The 21138-nt window shown below is 40.0% G+C and carries 21 protein-coding genes; 16 read left to right on the top strand and 5 right to left on the bottom strand.

Going from position 1 to position 21138, the window contains the following annotated elements; all coding sequences use genetic code 11:
* The first annotated feature begins 146 nt into the window (after positions 1 to 146).
* From P8610_RS16115 to P8610_RS16070, 10 genes are all read left to right on the top strand, one after another.
* Positions 147 to 1079 carry a hypothetical protein gene (locus P8610_RS16115; RefSeq protein ID WP_394605242.1) on the top strand — a complete coding sequence of 311 codons (933 nt, stop codon included), beginning with the start codon at positions 147 to 149 and terminating at the stop codon, positions 1077 to 1079.
* A 19-nt stretch (positions 1080 to 1098) separates the two neighbouring features.
* Positions 1099 to 1869 (top strand): SDR family NAD(P)-dependent oxidoreductase, encoded by a 771-nt coding sequence (locus P8610_RS16110; protein WP_394605241.1) that lies wholly within the window; start codon positions 1099 to 1101, stop codon positions 1867 to 1869.
* A 71-nt stretch (positions 1870 to 1940) separates the two neighbouring features.
* On the top strand, positions 1941 to 2069 hold the full coding sequence (locus P8610_RS16105) for a hypothetical protein (protein ID WP_394605240.1): 129 nt from the start codon (positions 1941 to 1943) through the stop codon (positions 2067 to 2069).
* A 152-nt stretch (positions 2070 to 2221) separates the two neighbouring features.
* The gene (locus tag P8610_RS16100) at positions 2222 to 2500 is read left to right on the top strand and encodes an HU family DNA-binding protein (RefSeq protein ID WP_066236049.1); all 279 of its coding nucleotides are present in this window, start codon (positions 2222 to 2224) and stop codon (positions 2498 to 2500) included.
* 170 nt (positions 2501 to 2670) lie between these two features.
* On the top strand, positions 2671 to 4515 hold the full coding sequence (locus tag P8610_RS16095) for a PAS domain S-box protein (protein WP_394605239.1): 1845 nt from the start codon (positions 2671 to 2673) through the stop codon (positions 4513 to 4515).
* Between the two features lie 54 nt (positions 4516 to 4569).
* Positions 4570 to 4818 (top strand): hypothetical protein, encoded by a 249-nt coding sequence (locus tag P8610_RS16090; protein ID WP_289496769.1) that lies wholly within the window; start codon positions 4570 to 4572, stop codon positions 4816 to 4818.
* Positions 4819 to 4894: 76 nt separating this feature from the next.
* Positions 4895 to 5338 carry a helix-turn-helix transcriptional regulator gene (locus tag P8610_RS16085; protein ID WP_394605238.1) on the top strand — a complete coding sequence of 148 codons (444 nt, stop codon included), beginning with the start codon at positions 4895 to 4897 and terminating at the stop codon, positions 5336 to 5338.
* Positions 5339 to 5438: 100 nt separating this feature from the next.
* Positions 5439 to 7187 (top strand): metallophosphoesterase family protein, encoded by a 1749-nt coding sequence (locus tag P8610_RS16080; RefSeq protein WP_394605237.1) that lies wholly within the window; start codon positions 5439 to 5441, stop codon positions 7185 to 7187.
* Positions 7188 to 7464: 277 nt separating this feature from the next.
* Positions 7465 to 7905: a chemotaxis protein CheW gene (locus P8610_RS16075; RefSeq protein WP_394605236.1), complete on the top strand. Its 441-nt coding sequence runs from the start codon at positions 7465 to 7467 to the stop codon at positions 7903 to 7905.
* A 10-nt stretch (positions 7906 to 7915) separates the two neighbouring features.
* Positions 7916 to 9604, top strand: coding sequence for a methyl-accepting chemotaxis protein (locus P8610_RS16070; protein ID WP_394605235.1), 1689 nt, complete (start codon positions 7916 to 7918; stop codon positions 9602 to 9604).
* Between the two features lie 224 nt (positions 9605 to 9828).
* On the opposite strand, the gene P8610_RS16065 is transcribed toward P8610_RS16070, so the two are convergent.
* The 3 genes from P8610_RS16065 to P8610_RS16055 all read right to left on the bottom strand — a co-directional run bounded on the left by P8610_RS16065 (position 9829) and on the right by P8610_RS16055 (position 11817).
* On the bottom strand, positions 9829 to 10059 hold the full coding sequence (locus P8610_RS16065; RefSeq protein WP_289496764.1) for a hypothetical protein: 231 nt from the start codon (positions 10057 to 10059) through the stop codon (positions 9829 to 9831).
* A complete protein-coding gene (locus P8610_RS16060; RefSeq protein WP_289496763.1) occupies positions 10056 to 10376 on the bottom strand; it encodes a YbjQ family protein in 321 nt (106 codons plus the stop codon). The genes P8610_RS16065 and P8610_RS16060 overlap by 4 nt, the downstream gene beginning before the upstream one ends.
* 64 nt (positions 10377 to 10440) lie before the next feature.
* Positions 10441 to 11817 carry an FAD-binding oxidoreductase gene (locus tag P8610_RS16055; protein WP_394605234.1) on the bottom strand — a complete coding sequence of 459 codons (1377 nt, stop codon included), beginning with the start codon at positions 11815 to 11817 and terminating at the stop codon, positions 10441 to 10443.
* Between the two features lie 118 nt (positions 11818 to 11935).
* On the opposite strand from P8610_RS16055, the gene P8610_RS16050 reads away from it, so the two are divergent.
* Together P8610_RS16050 and P8610_RS16045 are read left to right on the top strand one after the other, a co-directional pair.
* Complete coding sequence (locus P8610_RS16050) at positions 11936 to 12499, top strand: BsuPI-related putative proteinase inhibitor (RefSeq protein ID WP_289496760.1); 564 nt, start codon at positions 11936 to 11938, stop codon at positions 12497 to 12499.
* A 438-nt stretch (positions 12500 to 12937) separates the two neighbouring features.
* Positions 12938 to 15082, top strand: a complete 2145-nt coding sequence (locus P8610_RS16045; protein WP_394605233.1) for an ATP-dependent Clp protease ATP-binding subunit — start codon at positions 12938 to 12940, stop codon at positions 15080 to 15082.
* 149 nt (positions 15083 to 15231) lie between these two features.
* Here the strand turns inward: P8610_RS16045 and P8610_RS16040 are convergent, their stop codons facing one another.
* The gene (locus tag P8610_RS16040) at positions 15232 to 15315 is read right to left on the bottom strand and encodes a putative holin-like toxin (RefSeq protein ID WP_394605296.1); all 84 of its coding nucleotides are present in this window, start codon (positions 15313 to 15315) and stop codon (positions 15232 to 15234) included.
* Between the two features lie 425 nt (positions 15316 to 15740).
* Here P8610_RS16040 and P8610_RS16035 point away from each other — a divergent pair, with 425 nt between their 5' ends.
* Positions 15741 to 16370, top strand: a complete 630-nt coding sequence (locus tag P8610_RS16035) for a hypothetical protein (RefSeq protein ID WP_394605231.1) — start codon at positions 15741 to 15743, stop codon at positions 16368 to 16370.
* Between the two features lie 589 nt (positions 16371 to 16959).
* Here P8610_RS16035 and P8610_RS16030 read toward each other — a convergent pair.
* Entirely contained in the window at positions 16960 to 17148 is a 189-nt protein-coding gene (locus P8610_RS16030; RefSeq protein ID WP_394605230.1) for a hypothetical protein, read from the bottom strand.
* A 200-nt stretch (positions 17149 to 17348) separates the two neighbouring features.
* Between P8610_RS16030 and P8610_RS16025 the strand changes: the two genes are divergently transcribed.
* The 3 genes from P8610_RS16025 (at position 17349) to P8610_RS16015 (ending at position 21036) form a co-directional block, all read left to right on the top strand.
* Entirely contained in the window at positions 17349 to 19751 is a 2403-nt protein-coding gene (locus tag P8610_RS16025; RefSeq protein WP_394605228.1) for a penicillin acylase family protein, read from the top strand.
* 85 nt (positions 19752 to 19836) lie between these two features.
* Complete coding sequence (locus P8610_RS16020) at positions 19837 to 20124, top strand: hypothetical protein (RefSeq protein ID WP_394605226.1); 288 nt, start codon at positions 19837 to 19839, stop codon at positions 20122 to 20124.
* A gap of 573 nt (positions 20125 to 20697) precedes the next feature.
* Positions 20698 to 21036, top strand: coding sequence for a VOC family protein (locus tag P8610_RS16015; protein ID WP_289496751.1), 339 nt, complete (start codon positions 20698 to 20700; stop codon positions 21034 to 21036).
* Positions 21037 to 21138 lie beyond the last annotated feature (102 nt).

Raw genomic sequence — 21138 nt, 5'->3', positions numbered from 1 at the left:
ATCGTCATTTTTATGTGATGAGTGAACATTTTTATGTGATCATAAGCTTTTTTTATATGATGCTGAATCCATCAAATTTATTTTCGTCATCTTCATCATTTTTTTGATAAACTTATTTTAATATCCAAAAAATAGGGGTTGTGAAATTGATGCAAATTGAATCCATACTAAGCTGGGGGATGTCTGCCGTCTTTTTTTTGCTTTTGGCGCTGATCTACATAAAAAAAGCGGACCGGGAAGAACGTTTTCTAGGCTGGAAAATGGTTGGCTGTTTCTTTTTAGGAACTTTTTCATTGCGCTTGGAATCATGGGTCTTACCCGTAGGAATCGGGGTATTCCTCATTTTTTTCCTGCCTAAGATAATTACGAATAAACAAGCAAAAAAGTGGGCTGCTTCGCTCGGGGTTGTATCCTTTGCTTCAAGTCTAATCATTTCGCACTCCGTTGAAGCGTATTACGAAGGAATGATACACATAAAGGCATCTGCAGCCAATGCGTATGAAATGAATTTTTTTAAAGAGTATGAGAAAGTGAAAGCAGCATTGGATGCAGATGGTGAACTTGCTATCAATAATGTGGAACTATCGTTTGAAAAAGATGGGAAGATAACGCAATTTAACTATGAAGCGAATTACATGAGAGACGACCGCAACATGAGTGCGTGGATCACCCTGTTAGATGGAAAATATCAAGTAGTTACACACATTCAGAAGGACGAAACAAAAATGATGATGGATCATCAAAATTACATTTCTTCACCTAGCATTTATTTTCAGGCTCTGGATCTGCACGGTTTAAAAAAAATGGTACCAAAAGGTGATCTATATTATGTGAATTTCACAAATTCTGACGAGGTGCCTTTTGATATTGAAGATGGATCCTTTTGGGATATTGAAAAAGCAGGAGTCCAAAAACATACGAAAGCCGCTGCAGTTGACGAAAATACAAATGCTGAAGAAGAAATGGATCCTCTATTTTCCTATCAAATTAGTATAAACACCATGAATGCAGTGGGGGCTGGATCTTATGAATCCGATCAACAGCGATTTTTCATCATATCCCCGGAGCTTTATAACTAAAATAAAGGAGGCAACTAATATGTATTTACCGTCATTTTCATTAAAAGGCAAGACAGCGCTCGTAACGGGTGCTGGCAGAGGGATCGGACATGCGATTGCAATTGGTTATGCTGAGGCTGGAGCGGATGTTGTCATCGTTTCTAGAACACAATCAGATCTGGAAAAAACAGCTGAAATCATCGAGAGTACAGGTTCAAAAGCGTACATATTTGAAGCGGATGTAACGAATAAGGATCAAATAGAACAAATCTTTGAAACACTAGATTCGAAACAGATAAAAGTCGATATTCTCGTAAACAATGCCGGCATGAACATTCGTTCAAAAGCTCTTGATGTATCTGATGAAGAGTGGAATACGATCATGAATACAAACCTGCGTTCAGCGTTTTTGTTTTCTCAAAAAGCAGGGGAAAGAATGAAGGAAGCAGGTGGTGGGAAAATCATTACGATCTCTTCTGTTGCCGGTCATGTTGCCCTCCGAACAGGAGTAGTCTATGCATCTACGAAGGCGGCGATCATTCAAATGACAAAGAATCTTGCACTTGAATGGGGAGAGTATGGCATTAACGTAAACAGCATCGGTCCTTGGTATTTTAAGACACCACTTACGGAAAAATTACTTGCCGATCAAGAGTACTTGAATGATATTTTAGCTGTAACCCCGCAAAAAAGAGTAGGAGAACTTCCTGATCTCGTCGGACCAGCTGTATTCCTCGCAAGCGATGCAGCAAATTATGTAAACGGACAAACATTATTTGTTGATGGTGGAATGACGATACAAGGTTTTTAAAGGCTCATTTCTAAAAGATTGTTGCTTTCAAAAAATTTAATTTCTTCTATGACAGTTGATTGAAGTGGAAGGTGGGAGACTCCTGCGGGACAGGCTGGCAGGTGAGACACTTAAAAGTGAAACGTACGAATGTGGCTCACCGCCTGCCCCGCGGAAAGCGAGCACCTGAAATGGAAATCAACCGCTTCCAAGAACAATAAAGTTTGTGCAAAAAGCCCTTTTTAACGTATTAATTATTAAACTATATAAATATTTTTCGGAATTTTATATATTTCTGTATGAAACTCCTAATATCCGTTAATAATGTTGCTACACAAGCAGTTAATTTAATGTTTGAAGGGAGCAACTCATAATGAAAAAGATGGATTTAGTAGATGCAGTTAGAAATGCAACAAGTATGAACAAAAAAGAATCAGCGCTTGCCGTTGATGCTGTGCTAGATGCAATTACAGATGCTTTGAAAAACGGAGAGAGCGTGCAGCTTATTGGTTTCGGAACATTTGAAACAAGAAACCGTAATGCAAGAAAAGGGCGCAATCCTTTAACTGGTGAAGAAATTATGATCCAGGCAAGCAACGTTCCAGCATTCAAGCCAGGAAAATCGCTAAAAGAAGCGGTTAAAGCCGTTTAATCGTCACCAAATACAGAAGACGCTTTCCTCAAAGGAAGCGTCTTTTTGTCATATTTAGGCGAAAAACAAATTAATTTGACGTGCGAATGTTCAAAATATTTGAAGGAAACGAGACCCTTTTATTTAAATAATAAACGTTAAGAAAGTTTTAGTAAAAAGGGTGGATTGAGATGAAAGTAATAAGCCAGGACGAACTTCCTGCAGTTGCCACTTTAAAAGAGATGATTGATGTCCTGCCTGAATTTGTTTGTTTAAGATATCCGGATGGAACTTGGGCAGAAGCAAACCGGTTCGCTTTGAACATTTATGGTATATATGAAAACGATTATAAAGGAAAAAGTCTTGAAGAAATGCAGACAAGACTTTCGGACGACGCTATCGAACGGTGCAACCTCTCTGATAAAAGAGCGTGGGAGTCAAGAAAACCAATAAAAACAGCTGAAAAGATCCAAATGAAAAGCGGCCGCGTCGTTATGCTGGAACTTATTAAGCAGCCAACTTTTACGAAGGATGGAAAGCCGCAAGTATTAGTGGTTACCGGGAGAGACATTACTTCTCATAAACAGAAAGAAGAAGAACTCAGCGTTGCCCTTGATCTTTTGGAATCCGTATTAAAAGGGACGACTGATGCCATTCTTATTATAAATACGAGACAAGAAGTGATTAAAGTAAATGATGCTTTTATTCAAATGTTCGGCTGGGCTGAAGAAGATTTTGCAGAAGAAAATGAGGATTACCCAGTCATAACACCGGTACATCTGCAAGGAGAATCAAAGGAAATTATTGATCTGTTGAAGCAAGGGCAATCGGTTCCACTGCATGAAACACAGCGTATCCATAAAGATGGGACAGTTTTTGATGTGTCTGCTTCTTTTTCGAACATCTGTGATATGGATGGAAAGATAATGGGATTTGTCATTGTTTACCGTGATATTACTTCTCAGAAAAAAGTAGAGCGTGCTCTAAGGGAAAGTGAGGCGAAATATCGTTTGATCGCAGAACATTCTACAGATTTAATTACTGTGATTGATCCATCAGGCATGATTCAATATGTATCTCCTTCTCATTTTACAGTGCTCGGCTACAAAGAGGGTGAGATCAAAGGTGCAATACTGGATCTTGTTCATCCGGAAGACTTGGAGAACCTATCCGATTCATTTATGAAATCACTTGTGAAGAAAGAGCCGTTTCAGACAGAGTTTAGACTACTTCACAAAAATGGCGACTGGATTTTGCTCGAGACTCGCGGTGTGCCTGTTATGACGAAAGAAGGTCATGTTGAAAGCCTAGTGACGTTTGCAAGAGACGTAACAAAAGCGAAGCAGACTGAAGAACTGATGCTGAAATCAGAGAAACTATCTGTTCTGGGGGAACTGGCTGCCGGAGTAGCACATGAGATCCGGAATCCTTTGACTTCCTTAAAAGGATTCACAAAACTATTAACAGATGCAGATGATGTGATCCGTCTAGAATATCTACGTATCATGGAGTCAGAGCTAAACCGAATCAACGACATCGTCGGGGAGTTAATGCTGGTTGCTAAGCCACAGGCGGTAAGCTTTGAACATACGAATATTCAAGAACTGATCTATAGCGTAGTAAGATTATTAGAAACTCAAGCTATTATGAGGAACATTCAGATCTGGGTGAACATCTCTGATAACATTCCGCTTGTTTACGGGGTGGAAAATCAGCTTAAACAGTTGTTTATTAACTTGTTGAAAAATGCCATCGAAAGTATGGAGAAGGACGGCGAGATCCACATCAGGATTAGTTCCCGCAACAATTCTGTTGTTCTTGAACTAAAGGACCAAGGATGCGGTATTCCTGCAGAGCGTCTGAAAACTCTTGGAGAACCCTTTTACACGACAAAGGAAAAGGGAACAGGCTTAGGGCTGATGGTTTGTTTTAAAATTATTGAAGAACATGGTGGAGCGATTCAGTTCTCATCAGTTGAGAACGAAGGAACTCGTGTGGAAATCGAACTTCCAACAGCACCTGTTTCAACAAAATAAAGGTTTATAGAGCACGAAATCCGACCACACTGTGTGTAAGGGAGTGTGGGAACGATGGATAAATACCGAATCTTTTTTGTGTATCGTGTGAAGAATTTAAGTTATATTCACGTACATGGAATGAACATGGAGAATAAGAAGTTGTTCACTGTTCTGATCTCTTCTCCAAACGATGAGATGAACCTCGCACAGCATCACGAAGAGCTTCCAAATGAATTGTTATCACTGCTGGAAGTTGAAAGCACCCGAATTAACGCAGGGCTTTACGATCTTGCTCATTGGGAACCTTATACGTATAGTTAATGCTCCTTTCGTTTTTGTTGAAAGGAGTTTTTTTGTGTAAAATGTTCCTAAAAGGATAAAAGGAGATTTTTCTAACATGACACAAGATCAAATTGTGGATCTGTTAACCGGCAAGATTAAACTTGTTCGAACAGAACTTGGCTATACACAAGATAAGATGGCAGATATATTAGGCATTTCAAAAAAAACGTTAGTCCAAATAGAAAAGGAAAGAATAAAAGCGAGCTGGACCGTTATCGTTGCTTTGTGTGCATTGTTTCGGAACTCTGAAATTCTTAATAGCACACTTGGCGGGGATCCACTTGATGTTATGGAAGTCGTAGTCCACCAATATGTTGCCCGTTCAAAAGAGAAAACGTGGGGCGGGCATGTTTGGTGGAAGGAGATAGATTCAAATAAAGGTTACCGGCTTCAGCAGAATGTGATTAGCCAGCATTACCGAATTCTTGATGGAAACGACTATCGTGTTTATAGTTCTTTTGAAGAAAAGGAAGCAAAGAAGAGATTAAAAGAGATATAGTAAAATAACTAATTCATAAAATATTTAAAGTGCTGTTACATTAAATTTACGTTGTGCTGTTACTTTCAAGATGCAAGTTATTTTGAAGGGAGAGCAACACATGAACTGGAAAACAAAGCTAACAGCGCTTGTTATCTCGGGCGCATTAACGATACCTGCTGGACAAGCTCATGCCTTTTTATCTGGTATTGACAAGCAAGATGGCGGGATTGGAAACACAGAAAACTATTTGGATAAAGTACCTAACATAGCACTGGATCCAAAAGTTGATAATATTCTTTATCCGCTTATGGCAACACCTGCAATAAAAAAGAATGGCTCAGAATTAACAATTAAGGTAGATACAAAAGGAAAAGAACCTGCAGGATGGGATGTTTCTCTAAATCCAACAGAAGCTGCTAAAGTGGAAGGAACGTTTAATCTTCCTGTAAAAAGTGTTCAAAAAGGATCATCCTATTGGAAAGACAGCTCTTCCGTTTATGAAGTAACGGTACAGATTCCTGATGATGTACCAGAAGAAATGTTTGATCTGAAAGTTTCATACACAGGAAACGGAACCCGTATTACAGATGATGAACCGAACTCGGTTAAAGTTGTAAAGAAGTTCAAAAAAGATTTTAAGTTCATGCACTTAACGGATATTCATGTAGGCTCTCCAAGAAATATTGCAGACCCTGCTAACGTAACTGAAGCGGGTATGTGGCACCCTGATGAGTCAAAACGTTGGCTTTACCTTCAAAAGACAATCAATCAAGTCAATCTTTTAAAGCCTGACTTTGTTGTAATGACTGGAGACTTAATGTACGGTCAGATGAATCCGCAAGAATATATTTACGAGTATGAAGAAACCTACCGCATCTTGAAGAAGTTTGATGTTCCTGTATACATCGTTCCGGGCAACCATGATTATTATGCACAAGATGCCACGTTAGCCGATGGAGCAAAGTATTGGGAACAATATTTCGGTCCGCAGTATTTTTCATTTGATTACGGCCCGTATGCTCACATGATCGGGTACAACTCTTACGACTGGCACAAGTTTGACCGTCAAGGGCATGGCACAGTTTCAGTACCAACATGGGGTGGACAGATCCGTGATCAGCAAATGGAATGGATTAAGAAAGATTTAGCGGATAATAAGGCAACAGCTGAAGCCGGACAAGTAAAGGGATTGTTCTCACATCACAATCCAATCTGGCGTGACCGTGATATCTGGCCATCAACTGATCCGGATGTAACGGAATATTGGAAAGAATATGATGCTAAACATGACCCTCAAGATTTGAGCACGCTCATTAAAGGCGAGAAGCTGGGCATTGAGTACGATCAACAATGGCACGGGGAAGGTTCACATGAATTGATTGATATAATGAAACAAAATTCAGTGGATATATCACTTCACGGCCATACGCACATCGATAATATTACAGAACAAGACGGAATTTTGTATTCTACAACAGCTTCTGTAGAGTTATCTGCAAAGCCATGGGTTGGTTATCGATTATTTGAAAAGAATCCAGACGATAATAAGTTCAGCTCTTACGTTTACGAAGGTCCAGACAAATCAATGCCGGTTTATGAAAATGGCAATACGTCCGCAGGAGTCGTTTCCTTTGAAAATAAGTTTGAGCTACCTAATGATGGATCCCAAGTTACGCAAACAGCGGCGCTGACTAATCGTTTGAATAAACCAGTAACAGTAAATATTCCGTTTTATATGAAGCAAGGCAGCTATACACCATCTTATGGTGAAGTAATTGAAACGCAATTGTATGGCACGAAACAGTTTGTAGAAGTGCAGATTACGATACCTGCAAACAGTGTAAAGGAAGTTGAATTAAAAAGATAACAAATTGAAACGCCTGGGCAAGAGTGCCTGGGCGTTTTTTGGTGTGATGGGAAGTGTCGGTTTTAAGTCGAAGTCGAATTTCCGCTGATTTGTGGCTAACGAGAAATTATTTAAATTAATGGACGCGCGAGTTAAAAAATAAATCCTTTTCACTCTCTTGTAACTCTTTTACAGCCATTTTTTAAAAACTAAAACATTTTAATGATAAAACCGATAAAAAGAATGGGACTTATGAATATCGTTTAACGTCGAAATACCTAGAAAAGGAGCAAGTGAGATGTCACTTAGCACTCAAACAATAAAGATTGTTATTATTATGGCCGGCGATGAACAGTACGGCTTGCCGATCGAACATGTGGCTTCGATTGAGCGAGTTCTGGATATTACACCAATGCCGGAAATGCCGTCAGAGGTGTTGGGAGTCATTCATCTGAGAGGAAATGTCATACCGATTATTGATTTTGGCCATCTCATCGGAAAGCGTAAAACAGAAACAACAGATAAAACGAGAATCGTTATTTTGCAAAATGAGGATCGTTATTTAGGGTTGTTAACAGAAGAGGCAACAGATGTTATTGATATTAAAGCAGATTCCATACAGTCACCAGGAAGCTTTAGCCCAAAAGAAAATTCATTGATACAGGGTGTTTCCAAACAGGATGAGGATCTCATCATTGTGCTTAATTGCCCTGTTATTTTTAAAAACAGAAATATATAAGAGGTGACGTATGAAACTAACGCTAAGAAAGAAGCTTGTTGGCTCATTTTTAACCGTAGCTGTTCTATTTGCAGCAACGTGTGGGGTGTTCTTTTATTTTCTAAAAGACATGCAAAATCAATACAGTGATTTATTAGACAGAAGATCAGTAATCTTTCAAAATGCCAAAGAAATAGAGCTTCAGGCGACCATTCAGAATAACAGTATCCGTGAATATTTGCTTGATCAATCATCGGAAAGCAGTGAGAAGCTCACGACGGCAACGAAACGGATCGAGACACTTGTAAATGAAACGATGAAACTCGCACAAGTTGATGCGGATAAGAAAAGACTCGAAAAAATCTACTATTTAAACAACGATTATAAAAATGAGTCAAATCGAGTTCTGCAAAACTCAATGAGCAACATGGAAGCGGCAAACGAATATGCAAAAAGCACTTTATTTCCGCTAGGAAGAGAGATGCGAGATGTAACGGAAGAGATGGCGAAGAGACAAGCAAATCTAATGGATGAAGGTAAAATTATCGTTGCTGATGAAGAGAAGTTTATTGTTACTCTTGTTACAATCTTAGGAATCGTAATCGTTATTGCGGCTCTCGCAATCGGGTATACCATCTCACGTATGATTTCAAGACCTGTAATCAAGATGGCAGATATGCTAAATGATATCGCTGATGGTGATCTTACAATGGATCCGATCTATGTAAAAAATAAGGATGAAATTGGCATGCTCGCAGACGGCATCAATCATATGGGGACAAACTTGGCTACCCTTATCAGACAGGTGAGAGCAACTGCCGAACAAGTTGCAGCGGCCTCTGAAGAGCTGACAGCTTCAGCTGAACAAACGAGTATGGCAACAGAACAAATCGCGACAACCATTGGGGAAGTAGCTGGCGGATCTCAAGAACAGGTTAGTACGGTCGAAAATATTGTTGAAGCGATGAACCAGCTTTCTGCGGGTATTCAACAAATCGCAGTAAGCATGCAGAACATGTCAGAAGCGTCCTCCCGTTCATTAAAAGTAGCAGAAGGCGGAAACAAGACGATACAGCAGACAATAGGTCAGATGGATGCCATTCATACCTCAATGAACAGCACGTCTCATGTGGTTCGAGAACTTGGTGATCAATCACAAGAAATTACTAAAATCGTGGATGTTATTACAGATATTGCTGGGCAGACGAACTTGCTTGCTCTAAACGCTGCCATTGAAGCGGCACGGGCTGGAGAACAAGGGAGAGGATTTGCAGTCGTAGCAGATGAAGTTCGAAAGTTAGCAGAACAATCATCCTCATCCGCACAGCAGATCGGTCAATTGATCACAAGTATTCAAGAGCTTACTGAAAAAGCGGTAGAAGCGATGAAGAGTGGAACAGATGAAGTGACTGGTGGAAGAGAACTCGTGTATCAGTCAGGTGAAGCTTTCAGAAGTCTTTATGAAACTGTAGCAGAAGTCTCCAATCAAGTAGGGGATGTTTCAGCTGCCACTCAACAGATGACAGCTAGTACCGAACACGTTGTCGGATCGATTGATGTTATTTCATCAATGGCAGAAACAGCGGCATCTTCTACACAAGAAGTTTCTGCTTCAGCAGAAGAGCAGCTTGCAAGCATGGAGGAGATTTCATCTTCATCAAATGCACTTTCTCAGCTGGCAGAAGAGATGAACGAAGCCATTAATAAATTTAAAGTTTAGAGGATAAAAGCCGCGGGGTGAACTGGCGGCTTTTTTTTTCTTGTGGCAAAGGTATCTGGTAGCTTTAGCTTTGTGAGCGAGCATAAAACCTCGTGAACGATCATAAATCTCCGTAAGCGAGCATAATTCCCCATGAAAGAGCACAAATCTTCATGTGCGCGAATCCTTAAAACAAAAAATGCTGGCTTCTCAAGGACAAGCATCCTTAAAAAGCCAGCTTCATTTTATTCTTCTTTATAAAAGCGATCACCTGTGTCTGGATTGTAGTAAACGCGTTCTTTTTTTCCAGAGGTTGGATCGATGGAGATTTCCTCAGTCCAGATATAGCCTGAAGGGACTTTTGTTTCACTTTTTTTATAGCGCTTATCGTAATACATCCAGGAGATGATGCCCAAAACAATAAAAATGACGATGGAGATCACTTGCCAGCCGATAAGGATATTTATAATATTCATTGCTTTTCAACAATAACTGCTGTTCCGTATGCGACGATCTCGCTCATGTTATTGCCCATCTCACCAGAATCAAAACGCATCATGACAATGGCGTTCGCACCCATTTCTGTAGCATTCTTGACCATACGATCAACGGCTTGCTTCCGCGCGTCTTCAAGCATGCTCGTATATTCTTTAATCTCACCACCCATGATTCCTCGAAGTCCTGCCATGATGTCTCCTCCGATTCCGCGTGCACGAACAACAATTCCAAAAGCTGATCCTTTTACTTCTTTCACTTCATATCCTGATATGTTTTCAGTAGTAACAACGATCATAAATATTGCCCCCCTATTTTGTTATACAATTAAATACGGATGAAACAAGCTTTCCGTTTCATTTCTATACTATGATTTTACCTGGATTTAAAATGTCATTTGGGTCCAATTGTTTTTTTATAGATATCATGATCGGGAGGGTGTCGGCATGTTCTTTTGCCAAATATTTTGCTTTGCCGATTCCGACTCCATGCTCACCAGTACACGTACCGCCTTTGCTTAATGCATAGGCCACAATACTTTCATTTACCGCGTCTGCTTTTTCACGTTCACGATCAATAGCTGCGTCATACATGAGAATGGCATGAAAATTCCCATCCCCAACATGTCCTAATACAGCGCCAGGGACACCGATTTCATCCATCTTCTCTCTTGCATGAACGATTGCTTCAGACAACTCCGAGAGAGGAAGGCACACATCCGTGAACATCATGGACTTGCCAGGATAGCCATGTTTGAAAGCATAAGCTAAGTTATGTCTGGCTTCCCACAGCTTTGCACGTGCTTTCGAATCACGCTCTTCCACCCACTCTAAGCCTCCAAAGCTTTCAAGCAATTCTTTTGTAAGTGAAGCTTCATATGTAACACTTGCCGGATTTCCTTGAAATTCTAAGAAAAGGGTCGGGGCTTCTGTATATGCTGTGTCGCTGTTGTGATTAACCTGTACGATGGACCGTTCATCCACAAGTTCCATTCTGGCGATTCCCGTGCCTGATCCGAGAACAGCAATGGCAGCTTCAACGGCAGTTTGAACTGAAGGAAATGTACATCGAGCAGCAAGAACTGATTCAGGAATGCCGTAGGCTTTTAACGTGATCTCCGTAAAAACGCCAAGCGTACCTTCAGAGCCGACAAACATGGAGGTTAAGTGATAGCCAGCAGATGATTTTGCAGCGAGTCCGCCTGTTTGAATAATCTGTCCATCTGCTAAAACAACTTGAAGGTTTCTAACCTGATCACGCATGATACCGTACTTTACGCTTGTTGTCCCGCTCGCATTTGTCGCAGCCATTCCGCCGATCGTCGCGTCTGCACCAGGATCAACAGGAAAGAACAATCCATACTTCTTAAGAGCAAGATTCAGCTGTGTTCGTGTTACACCAGGCTGAACTCTTACTAAAAAATCATCCGGACGAATCTCGAGTACTTCATTCATCTCCTGAAAGTTAATTGAAATGCCGCCTTTTACAGGAATGCAGTGGCCTTCAAGGCTCGATCCAGCTCCATAAGGCACAACAGGAATTTTGTGTTCGTTTGCGAATCTTAGAATAGAAGAAATTTCTTCAGCCGATTCAGGGTATACAACAATATCAGGTGAAACAGGATGGTGGTAAGATTCATCACGGCTATGCTGCCAAAGAATGGTTTCGTTTTGTGTAGCGCGTTTTTCAGATGTCCGTTTTTGCATTTCAAGCAATAGATCAGTATGTGCAATGTTCATGTAAACCCGCTCCTTAAACTTTTGAGTTATTATCTATTTTACATGAACAGAGTTAAAAATCCTTTTTAAACATGAAATTGCGTATATATGCCCAAACTAACAAGTGAGGTGATGAACGATGCAAAAACGCAGAAGAGTATGGCATGTTATACTGATCATAATATGTATTTCGATAGTCGTGACAGGCTGTGGAAACAAAGACAGCCAAAACCAATCCGAGGGGAGAGAACAACCGGTGATGGGTGATGGTAAAGGAAGCGAAAAAAAATCACGTCCTGAAGAAGGACAAGACGGGCAAGCAGGACAGAACGGACAAGGCGGGATTGTTGCTGGCAGTATTGAGCCTTCTATTAAAGTACAAGAGCAGCAGAATGCTAAGGGAATATTATTTAGATATGAGTTGAAAAATCAGACCGAAAAAGAGAAGGTTTTTCAATTTTCATCTAGTCAGAAATTTGATTATGTAATTAAAGACAAGAGCGGAAAAATCGTGTACCAATACTCAAGAAATCATATGTTCATGCAAGTGTTAACCTCTTTGAAATTAAAGCAGGCTGATGTTTTCAAACAGGATATCTTAGTCAACGATCTAGAGCCAGGTGCTTATACGCTAGAAGTTTGGTTGACCCCAAGTGGTGAGACAGAAGATTACAGACAAAAAATCACTTTTAATTGGAACTAAATTGGGGAAGAGATGAGTTAAGAGCTCATCTCTTTTTGTTTGTTTTTATTCTAAAAGATTGTTAATTTTGTGCGCAAGGTTGCTGACTCCTACGTGACGAGCGACCAGGTGAAGACTCCTAATGGCGCAAAGCGGCAGGAGACTCACCTTACGCCCCGTGGAAAGCGAGCAACCTGGAGAGGAAATCAACAACTTACAAGAACAACAGAGGTTACGGTAACAGCCTTTTTATGACAGCAAAACAAAATACTTGAAAGTCAAAAAAGGTCAAAGTATAATATGCTTAAAGGTTAATGGTCAAAGAAAGTCAAAGTCAAACTAAAGACTAGAAAGACTTATGAAACCTAGAATCAAAAAAGTTGCGAAACGTAATGCATGCACGTATAATCGCTAATAATTTATACAAATTTTTAAAAATATGAACAGGGGGTTACAAGTATGCGTTGTGAACAATGTGAAGTTAATCCTGCTACGATCCAAATGAGTATCTCAATGAATAAAGATAAGAAACAATTTGTGCTTTGCTCTGATTGTTACCATAAAGTGAAACAAGAAATGAACACTGGAGGAGGAATGAATATGAACTTTTCTTCTTTCGATGATATTTTTCAACAAATGATGAATGGCCAAGCTTTTACAGATCACGCGAACGAGCATGAGAAGCAACAAACTCAAAAGGGAAAACGAGGCGGAGGCTTTTTAGATAAATTTGGCCGGAACTTAACAGATGCTGCTAAAGCGGGGATTATTGATCCGGTTATCGGACGAGACGATGAAGTGCGCCGAGTGATTGAAATCTTAAACCGCCGCACCAAGAACAACCCGGTATTAATCGGGGAACCTGGTGTCGGTAAAACAGCTATAGCTGAAGGATTAGCAACCAAAATTGTAGAAGGCAATGTTCCAGCTAAACTCTTGAAAAAAGAAGTGTATTTGCTTGATGTTGCATCACTTGTTGCAGATACCGGGGTAAGAGGTCAGTTCGAGGAACGTATGAAACAGCTGATTGCTGAGCTTCAAAAACGCAAAAATGTCATTCTGTTTGTGGATGAAGTTCATCAGATTGTGGGAGCAGGTTCCGCAGAAGGATCTATGGATGCTGGGAACATTTTAAAACCTGCACTTGCACGCGGTGAGCTGCAGATGGTCGGTGCTACAACGTTAAAAGAATACCGTCAGATTGAGAAGGATGCAGCGTTAGAGCGTCGCTTCCAACCGGTAATCGTAAACGAGCCTACACTAGATGAAGCGATTGAAATCTTGAAAGGTCTTGCACCTAGATACGAAGATTATCACCAAGTTAAATTTACGGAAGAAGCATTAAAGGCATGTGTAATGCTTTCACATCGCTACATTCAAGACCGATTTTTGCCGGATAAAGCGATTGATCTTATGGATGAAGCGGGATCTAAGAGCAACCTTCAGCATATTACGATTGAAAAATCTTCTATTGAAGAGCGTTTAGAAGAACTCGTAAAAGAAAAAGAAAAGGCAGCTGCAGATGAAAACTATGAACTGGCTGCAAAACTTCGCCAAGAAGAACTGGTACTTGATGAAAAATTAAAAACACAAGAAGAAGATAAAAAAGCAGCGATTGTTCAAGTTGAAGACATCCAGCACATTGTAGAACATAAAACAGGTATTCCTGTTCGGAAGCTTCAAAGTGACGAACAATCGAAAATGAAAGAGCTTGCTTCAAAACTTTCCGCTCAAGTTATTGGGCAGGAAGAAGCGGTTGAGAAAGTGGCAAAAGCGATCCGCAGAAGCCGTGCCGGTTTAAAAGCGAAGAAACGCCCGATCGGATCATTCTTGTTCGTAGGTCCAACAGGTGTTGGTAAAACAGAGTTAACAAAAACGCTCGCTAAAGAAATCTTTGGTGATGAAGACAGCATGATCAGACTCGACATGAGTGAGTATATGGAGAAACACGCTGTATCAAAATTGATCGGTTCACCTCCAGGGTACGTCGGGCATGAAGAAGCTGGACAACTAACAGAGCAAATTCGCAGAAAGCCATATAGCATCTTGCTGCTTGATGAAATCGAGAAGGCTCACCCAGATGTTCAGCACATGTTTCTTCAGATTATGGAAGATGGCCGATTAACAGACAGCCAAGGACGTACAGTGAGCTTTAAAGACACAGTGATTATCATGACAAGTAACGCAGGTGCTTCTGTTAAACAAACGAAGAAACTTGGATTTAACACGGTAGATGTAGAAAAAGAAACACACATCCTTGATTCATTAGGAGGCTATTTTAAACCGGAATTTTTAAACCGTTTTGATAGCATTGTACAATTCCAGTCGTTGAAAGAAGAGCATCTTGTGAAGATTGTTGATTTGATGCTGCAAGAGCTCTCTGATCAGCTTCAAGAGCAAAATATTGAGATTATGGTAACTTCGGCTGCAAAACAAAAGCTTGCTAAACTGGGGTATCATCCATCATTCGGTGCGAGACCACTCCGCAGAATCATTCAAGAGCACATCGAAGATAAGATTGCAGATGTATTATTGGATGAAGAGGATGTCAAAAAGTTAACGGTAAACGTTGCAGACGGTCAGATTGTCGTTAAAAAAGCGTAAAACTAAAAAAACCTTGCTAGAGAGTATCTCCGGCAAGGTTTTTGTTTTACAATGCAAAGTAAAGGTTATTCTAATACATAGGATTTTTTACGAAAAAATAAGCCATGCATCTGCATGGCAGAATGAAAAAATCAAAAACTCTCTGTCTTCTAGGAGTCATCTTTGGAGCGGATTATGGTAAGAACAAGCATTGAAAAACCAATCATGAGTGACATCGCTTCAAATACTGTCATCCCCATCCCTCCTTACAAATTAAGGGTAAGACTCGTACGAGAATTAGAGAAGGAAAAGTATTGTATGTTTTCCATTTTATCCCGAATCGCAAAATGAAACAAGAATCGTAATGACTATTTCTTACAACGGCAATTAGGTCAATAGGTTTATTTTACCAATATTATAATTCTGATATTGTACCTCTTGTTTTTGTATGACATTGAATTGGCTGAAAAGACCTATAAAACATACAATTTATCAAACCATATATTTTTAAATCACAGGTGATGCAAGGAATATCGTGAAAAGGAAAATAAGGACACTAAGTAAGAGAATTAAGCATGTTCTGATCATTCTTTTCAACCCCCTTGTGTATATCAATGTATAAGAAAATAAGATTCTTAATGACAGTTATACAAGAAAAATTTTAAGGAGGATTTTAAGATTGGATACGTCTTATGTTTGGTATGTGAGTTATGGATCAAATTTAATGGAGCACCGTTTTTTGTGCTACATTCTCGGTGATCAGCCAGAAGGTTCTTCTCAAAAAGAAAGAGGCTGCAGAAATCCGGCAATGCCGCTTAAAAACGGAAAAGCTGTGCTTCCATATCCTCTTTATTTTGCAAGAGAGCGGACAAAGTGGGGGGAAGGAGGAGTGGCTTTTATCGGACATGAAAAAAGTGATCAATACAAGACTTATGGCCGAAAGTATTTAGTCACGGTTGAGCAGTTTTTAGATGTTACTGCCCAAGAAAATAGCTGTGACGAGATAGAGGCTGATTTAGAAGAAGTCATACAAAAAGGATATATTCATTTTGGACAAGGCTGGTATAGCCGAATGGTCTATCTAGGGGAGGAAGAAGGATACCCAATGGTTACGTTCACGTGTAACCTTGATATGCACGAACAGGATCTGAATCCGCCCCCTGCAACATATCTCACCACAATCGCTAAAGGGCTAAGCCAACTTGGTCTTTCTTGCGGAGAGGCTGTGAAATATTTTGCCCAAACCCCTGGTATAGCAGGAAGGATGAATGAGGAAGAAATTGAGCAAATCATAGGCACTTATTTTTAGGATCTTCTCTAAAGCTTTTGAGTACTTTGTTTTTGTAAGGAAAGTTGAACGGAGATTTCTTTGAGAGTTACTGTCCGGTTGTTACTTTAAATTGTAATTTTTTTCTTGTAAAACAAATGAGGACATAGGATGAAGTTCCCAATCTTGCCTTTTTATTTTCATACATCGTTGAAAAGTTAATTGGAGTGTAAGGTGTGAGACTCCTCGAAAATTGAACATCAAATTTTCTTCGTGCGATGTGTCGCTGCCGTAGCCTTCCTTGTCCTGCGGGACAAGCGGTCAGGTGAGACTCTTAGGGCGCAAAGCGGCAAGAGGCTCACCGCCTGCCCCGCGGAAAGCGAGCACCTGAAACGGAGATCAACCGCTTCTTTGCTTTTTTTGTTTTTTACATAGCATCAAAAATTGCGAAGACATTTTAACATGACTAAAGATTGATAAGGTCTCCATTCAACTGGGGAATTACCGTTAATAGGGATGAACATAGGCCAAGCGTTATATGACTTATGGAACTTACGAAAAGGCAGAATCGATGAGATAATAAAGTCCCCTATACATATAGAGGTGCTTCTAACAAAGAAGCACCTCTTTTTTATGCATTCATCTTAATTTGCTTAATGGAGATAATTCCAGTGGGGCAATTAAATTGATCAGCTATCAACTTTTTTACTTGTTCATGGAGATTAGATTTTCCAGGTTGAATATTAGCGATAATGATATTTCCTTGTGTAACTTTTTCCTGGTCATGGCTGAGTTGAAAATCCACAAGAATTTTAGCCATCTTCTCTCTCCTTATGTTATATGTCTTAAACTACTTGTTGAGATATTCGACATTCTTCCCTAAATCCTGTCTTAATTTATTGAAAATAGTCAGAAAGTATCGAGGTTTTTCAATTCATTTACTTTTCTTCACTATTTACAGGGGAAATCCGTCGTATTAGAGAATGTTATTAGGAAGATTGTCAGGCAGGAGGTATATAGGTGGAGAGAGCGCTTCAGAAGAAAAGCTTTATTAAACGATTAACCTGGAAAAGAAGTTTACTCATCATTGGGATTGCACTTGTTATTATTTTATCAGCCGCAGCAGGTACAGCGTATTTTCTGCTGCAAAAAAGTAAACCTCAAGTAAATGGGACTGTATCCATAACTGGATTAACCGCAAGAGTAGATGTTTTCAGAGATCCTAACGGCGTTCCGCATATTGAAGCAAAATCGATGAAAGACCTATTTATGGCTCAAGGATTTGTTACTGCACAAGACCGTATGTTTCAAATGGACTTAAGCAGAAGGCAGGCATCTGGAATGCTTAGCGAGGTAATCGGGGAAAAGACGATACAGCGTGATAAGTTTTTTAGAACACTGGGTTTAAGAAGAGCAGCAGAAGCTTCTTACAACGAGTATTCACCTGAAATGAAGCAATATCTTGAATGGTATGCAGATGGTGTAAATGCGTATTTGGAGCAGGCAAAGAAAGACAATACACTTCCAATTGAATTTATGCTTGTAGGATATAAGCCGAAAAAGTGGACGGCTGTTGATTCTCTTGTTATCGGAAAATATATGGCATTCGACTTAGGCGGACATTGGGAAGGACAAGCTTTTCGTTATTACTTAATGGAAACGTTTTCAAAAGAGAAAGCATTGGATCTATTCCCTGGATATCCAAAAGATGCGCCTGCGATATTAGAAGATTTAGAATCAGCAGGCATTGATTTTGAAAAAAGTTTTGCAGATTCTGTTATTCCAAACTTTCATAATGGCAGCAACAATTGGGTAGTTGCAGGCAGTAAAACCGAGTCAGGTAAGCCCCTACTTGCCAATGATCCGCATCTCTCACTTGGTACTCCATCCATATGGTATCAGAGTCATTTGAAAGCGCCAGATTACGAAGTTTCCGGTGTTATTTTTGCAGGAATTCCCGGTATTATCGTCGGACATAACAAAACAATCGCTTGGGGTGTGACGAATGTTGGTCCGGATGTTCAAGAACTATTCGTAGAAAAAAGGAACCCAAAAGATCCTTATGAGTTTCAGTATTTAGCCAATTGGGAGAAAGCCGAAGTTATTGACGAGATCATCAAGGTTAAAGATAAAACAGACGTGAATCATGAAGTTGTTATTACAAGGCATGGACCTGTAATCTCAGAGTTTGCTCACCAGGATAAACCCGGAACAGCTCTCTCTTTAAAATGGACAGCACTTCAGCCTTCAAAAGAACTCGAAGCAGTAATTATGATGAACCGATCAAAAAACTGGAAGCAGTTTGAGAAGGCGTTGGAATCTTTCCATACTCCCGCACAAAACTTTGTTTTTGCAAGCACTGATGGAACCATCGCATATAAGGCAAACGGATTAATACCGATAAGAAAGCAAGACTACACATCAATGCCTGTCCCCGGATGGACCGATCAGTATGAGTGGCAAGGATATATCCCATGGGATGAACTCCCGACAAGAGTCAACCCGAAAAACGGATATATTGCTACAGCAAACAATAAAGTAACAACCGATTCTTATCCTTATCACATCTCGGATACGTTTGCGCAGCCATACAGACAACAACGAATTGTTGAAGTTCTTGAGGGTAAAGAAAAGCTTTCGGTAAAAGATATGCAAAACTTGCAATTTGACCAAAAAAATAAACAAGCTGAGGAAATGCTGCCGATTCTTATCGAACAAGTGATGAAAGAACCTCTGGATAAAAAAGAAAAAGATGTGCTGACTGTATTAAACAATTGGAACAAAGTAGACAGTAAAGACAGTGCGGCACCTTTGATCTTTCACATCTGGATGAATCGTTTCAGCGATGAACTGTTCAAGGACGAGATCAGTGATGAGATGTTGAAGATGTTTGATGGTCGTGAGCAAGTGGTGGACGAACTGATTCGAAAAGCGAATGCTGGTAAGCCTGGCCCGTGGATCAAAGAACATGGCGGTTTAGAAAAAGTCACTCAGAATGCATTTAAATCGATGATCTCTGTACTGAGTGATAAATATGGTGGAGATCCATCTAAATGGAAGTGGGGAGATTTTCACACCTTAACATTTGAACATCCTCTGGCAGCTATTAAACCATTAAACCTGTTGTTCAATTCTGAAACACAAGCAATGGGAGGAAGCCGGGTTACAGTGGGCGTTGCTGGGTGGAACCGGGAAACTGGTGATATTACACATGGTGGTGCATGGCGTATGGTGATCGATATGGATGACACCTCTAAGGCATACCATGTCGTTGGCCCTGGTCAATCTGGTCACGTGTTAAGTCCATGGTACGATGATCAAGTGAAAGATTGGGCAACAGGTAAGTACCACGTAACAGTTTTAAACAATGAAAACAGAGGTGATCAACAGAAGCTAGTTTTACAGCCTTCCTCAGAAAAATAAAGATGGTTAGACACTTGTCTCTGTCAAAATAACAGGTTGGACATATGGTGTAGAGAAGGCAAAAACAAGCTGGGAGGTTTACCCTTTGTCATACCACACGTATCACCTGTGCCGCCGATACTTAGGCAGATCAGTGTATATTGATTGTCATTGCGGCACGAGATATCATGGTGTTCTTAAACATGTAGATGATAAAAAAGCATACATTCTGCCGTATAGTTCGGAAGGCCAGGATGAGAGCAGCGACCGCTTCTTCTTTGCACCTGCACTTGTAGGACTAACCCTTGGAACTATCGCAGGTCTAGCATTAGCACCAAGACCGTACCCGATCTATCCTGTTTATCCGCCATACCCTCCGTATCCTTATTATTAAGTTTTAGAGGACTGGACCCATTTTGTGGTTCAGTCTTTTGTTAAGTGTATTGGAATATTAATTAATGGAGAGGTTGACTCAGGTTATGAGTACAAGCCACTTTTTTGTGCACTCTTGAAGGACAGTTTAATGATATGTCCATACTGTAAATACGCTTTAAATTATTTACGAGGTAATTCCATTTTTATACGAGGTAAAGTTCAATAATTCCGTGGATAACACCTATAATTACGCACATAAAAAATTTTATCCGATTTTCGACAAACTACATGAATGCGGTGAGGAAGATTACTACGGTAGAACGAACATGTTAACGCAGGAACAAGGAACATTAATCTGGGAAGGGGAGACTTAAGAGTGAAACGTACGAATGTGGCTCACCACCTGCCCCCGAAAAGCGAGCACCTGGAACGGAATTCAACAACTTTCAAAAGCTACATTGTAAGCGAAAACACTCTTTTTTTTAAAATCAGCAGGAAAATATTATAGTCAGATGGAAAGTAACGTATACACAAATAGGAATCAAATACAATTAAACACATAATCAGAATTTTTTACGAGGGGGTAGTGGAATTGAAGCTCGCATTTTTGTTTCACCCAGTAAAAGATTTACAAGAATCACAACAATATTATGAAGGTCTCGGGATGACTGAAGCTTGGCGAGAAGGAAATCAAGTACTAGGTATGTCCATGAAAGATTGTGAAGTACAGCTGATGATCGAAGAGGACGAGCATGACTTGGGTCCAGGCGGCGTGTTCTTGGTAGATAGTGTCGATGACTTTTATGAAGAACATGAATCCAAACTGGACTTTGTAAAATCACCGTGTACAATACCTCCTGGCAGATACGCTATTTATAGAGACGGAACTGGAAATCCGATTCGAATCATCGATTTTTCAAATAAAGATTAATATCACAAAAAAGCACACTCCAATCGTGAACTGCACCCCAATTGTTAGACACAACTAACAATTGGAGGTGCATTTTTTTTATGACTAAATATTCTTTGGATA

Origin of the sequence: Fictibacillus sp. UD (genome assembly GCF_043558025.1) — a bacterium.
Taxonomy (GTDB): Bacteria; Bacillota; Bacilli; order Bacillales; family Fictibacillaceae; genus Fictibacillus.
The sequence above is the reverse complement of the archived record's forward strand: the minus strand, read 5'-3'. Positions and strand labels throughout refer to the sequence as shown.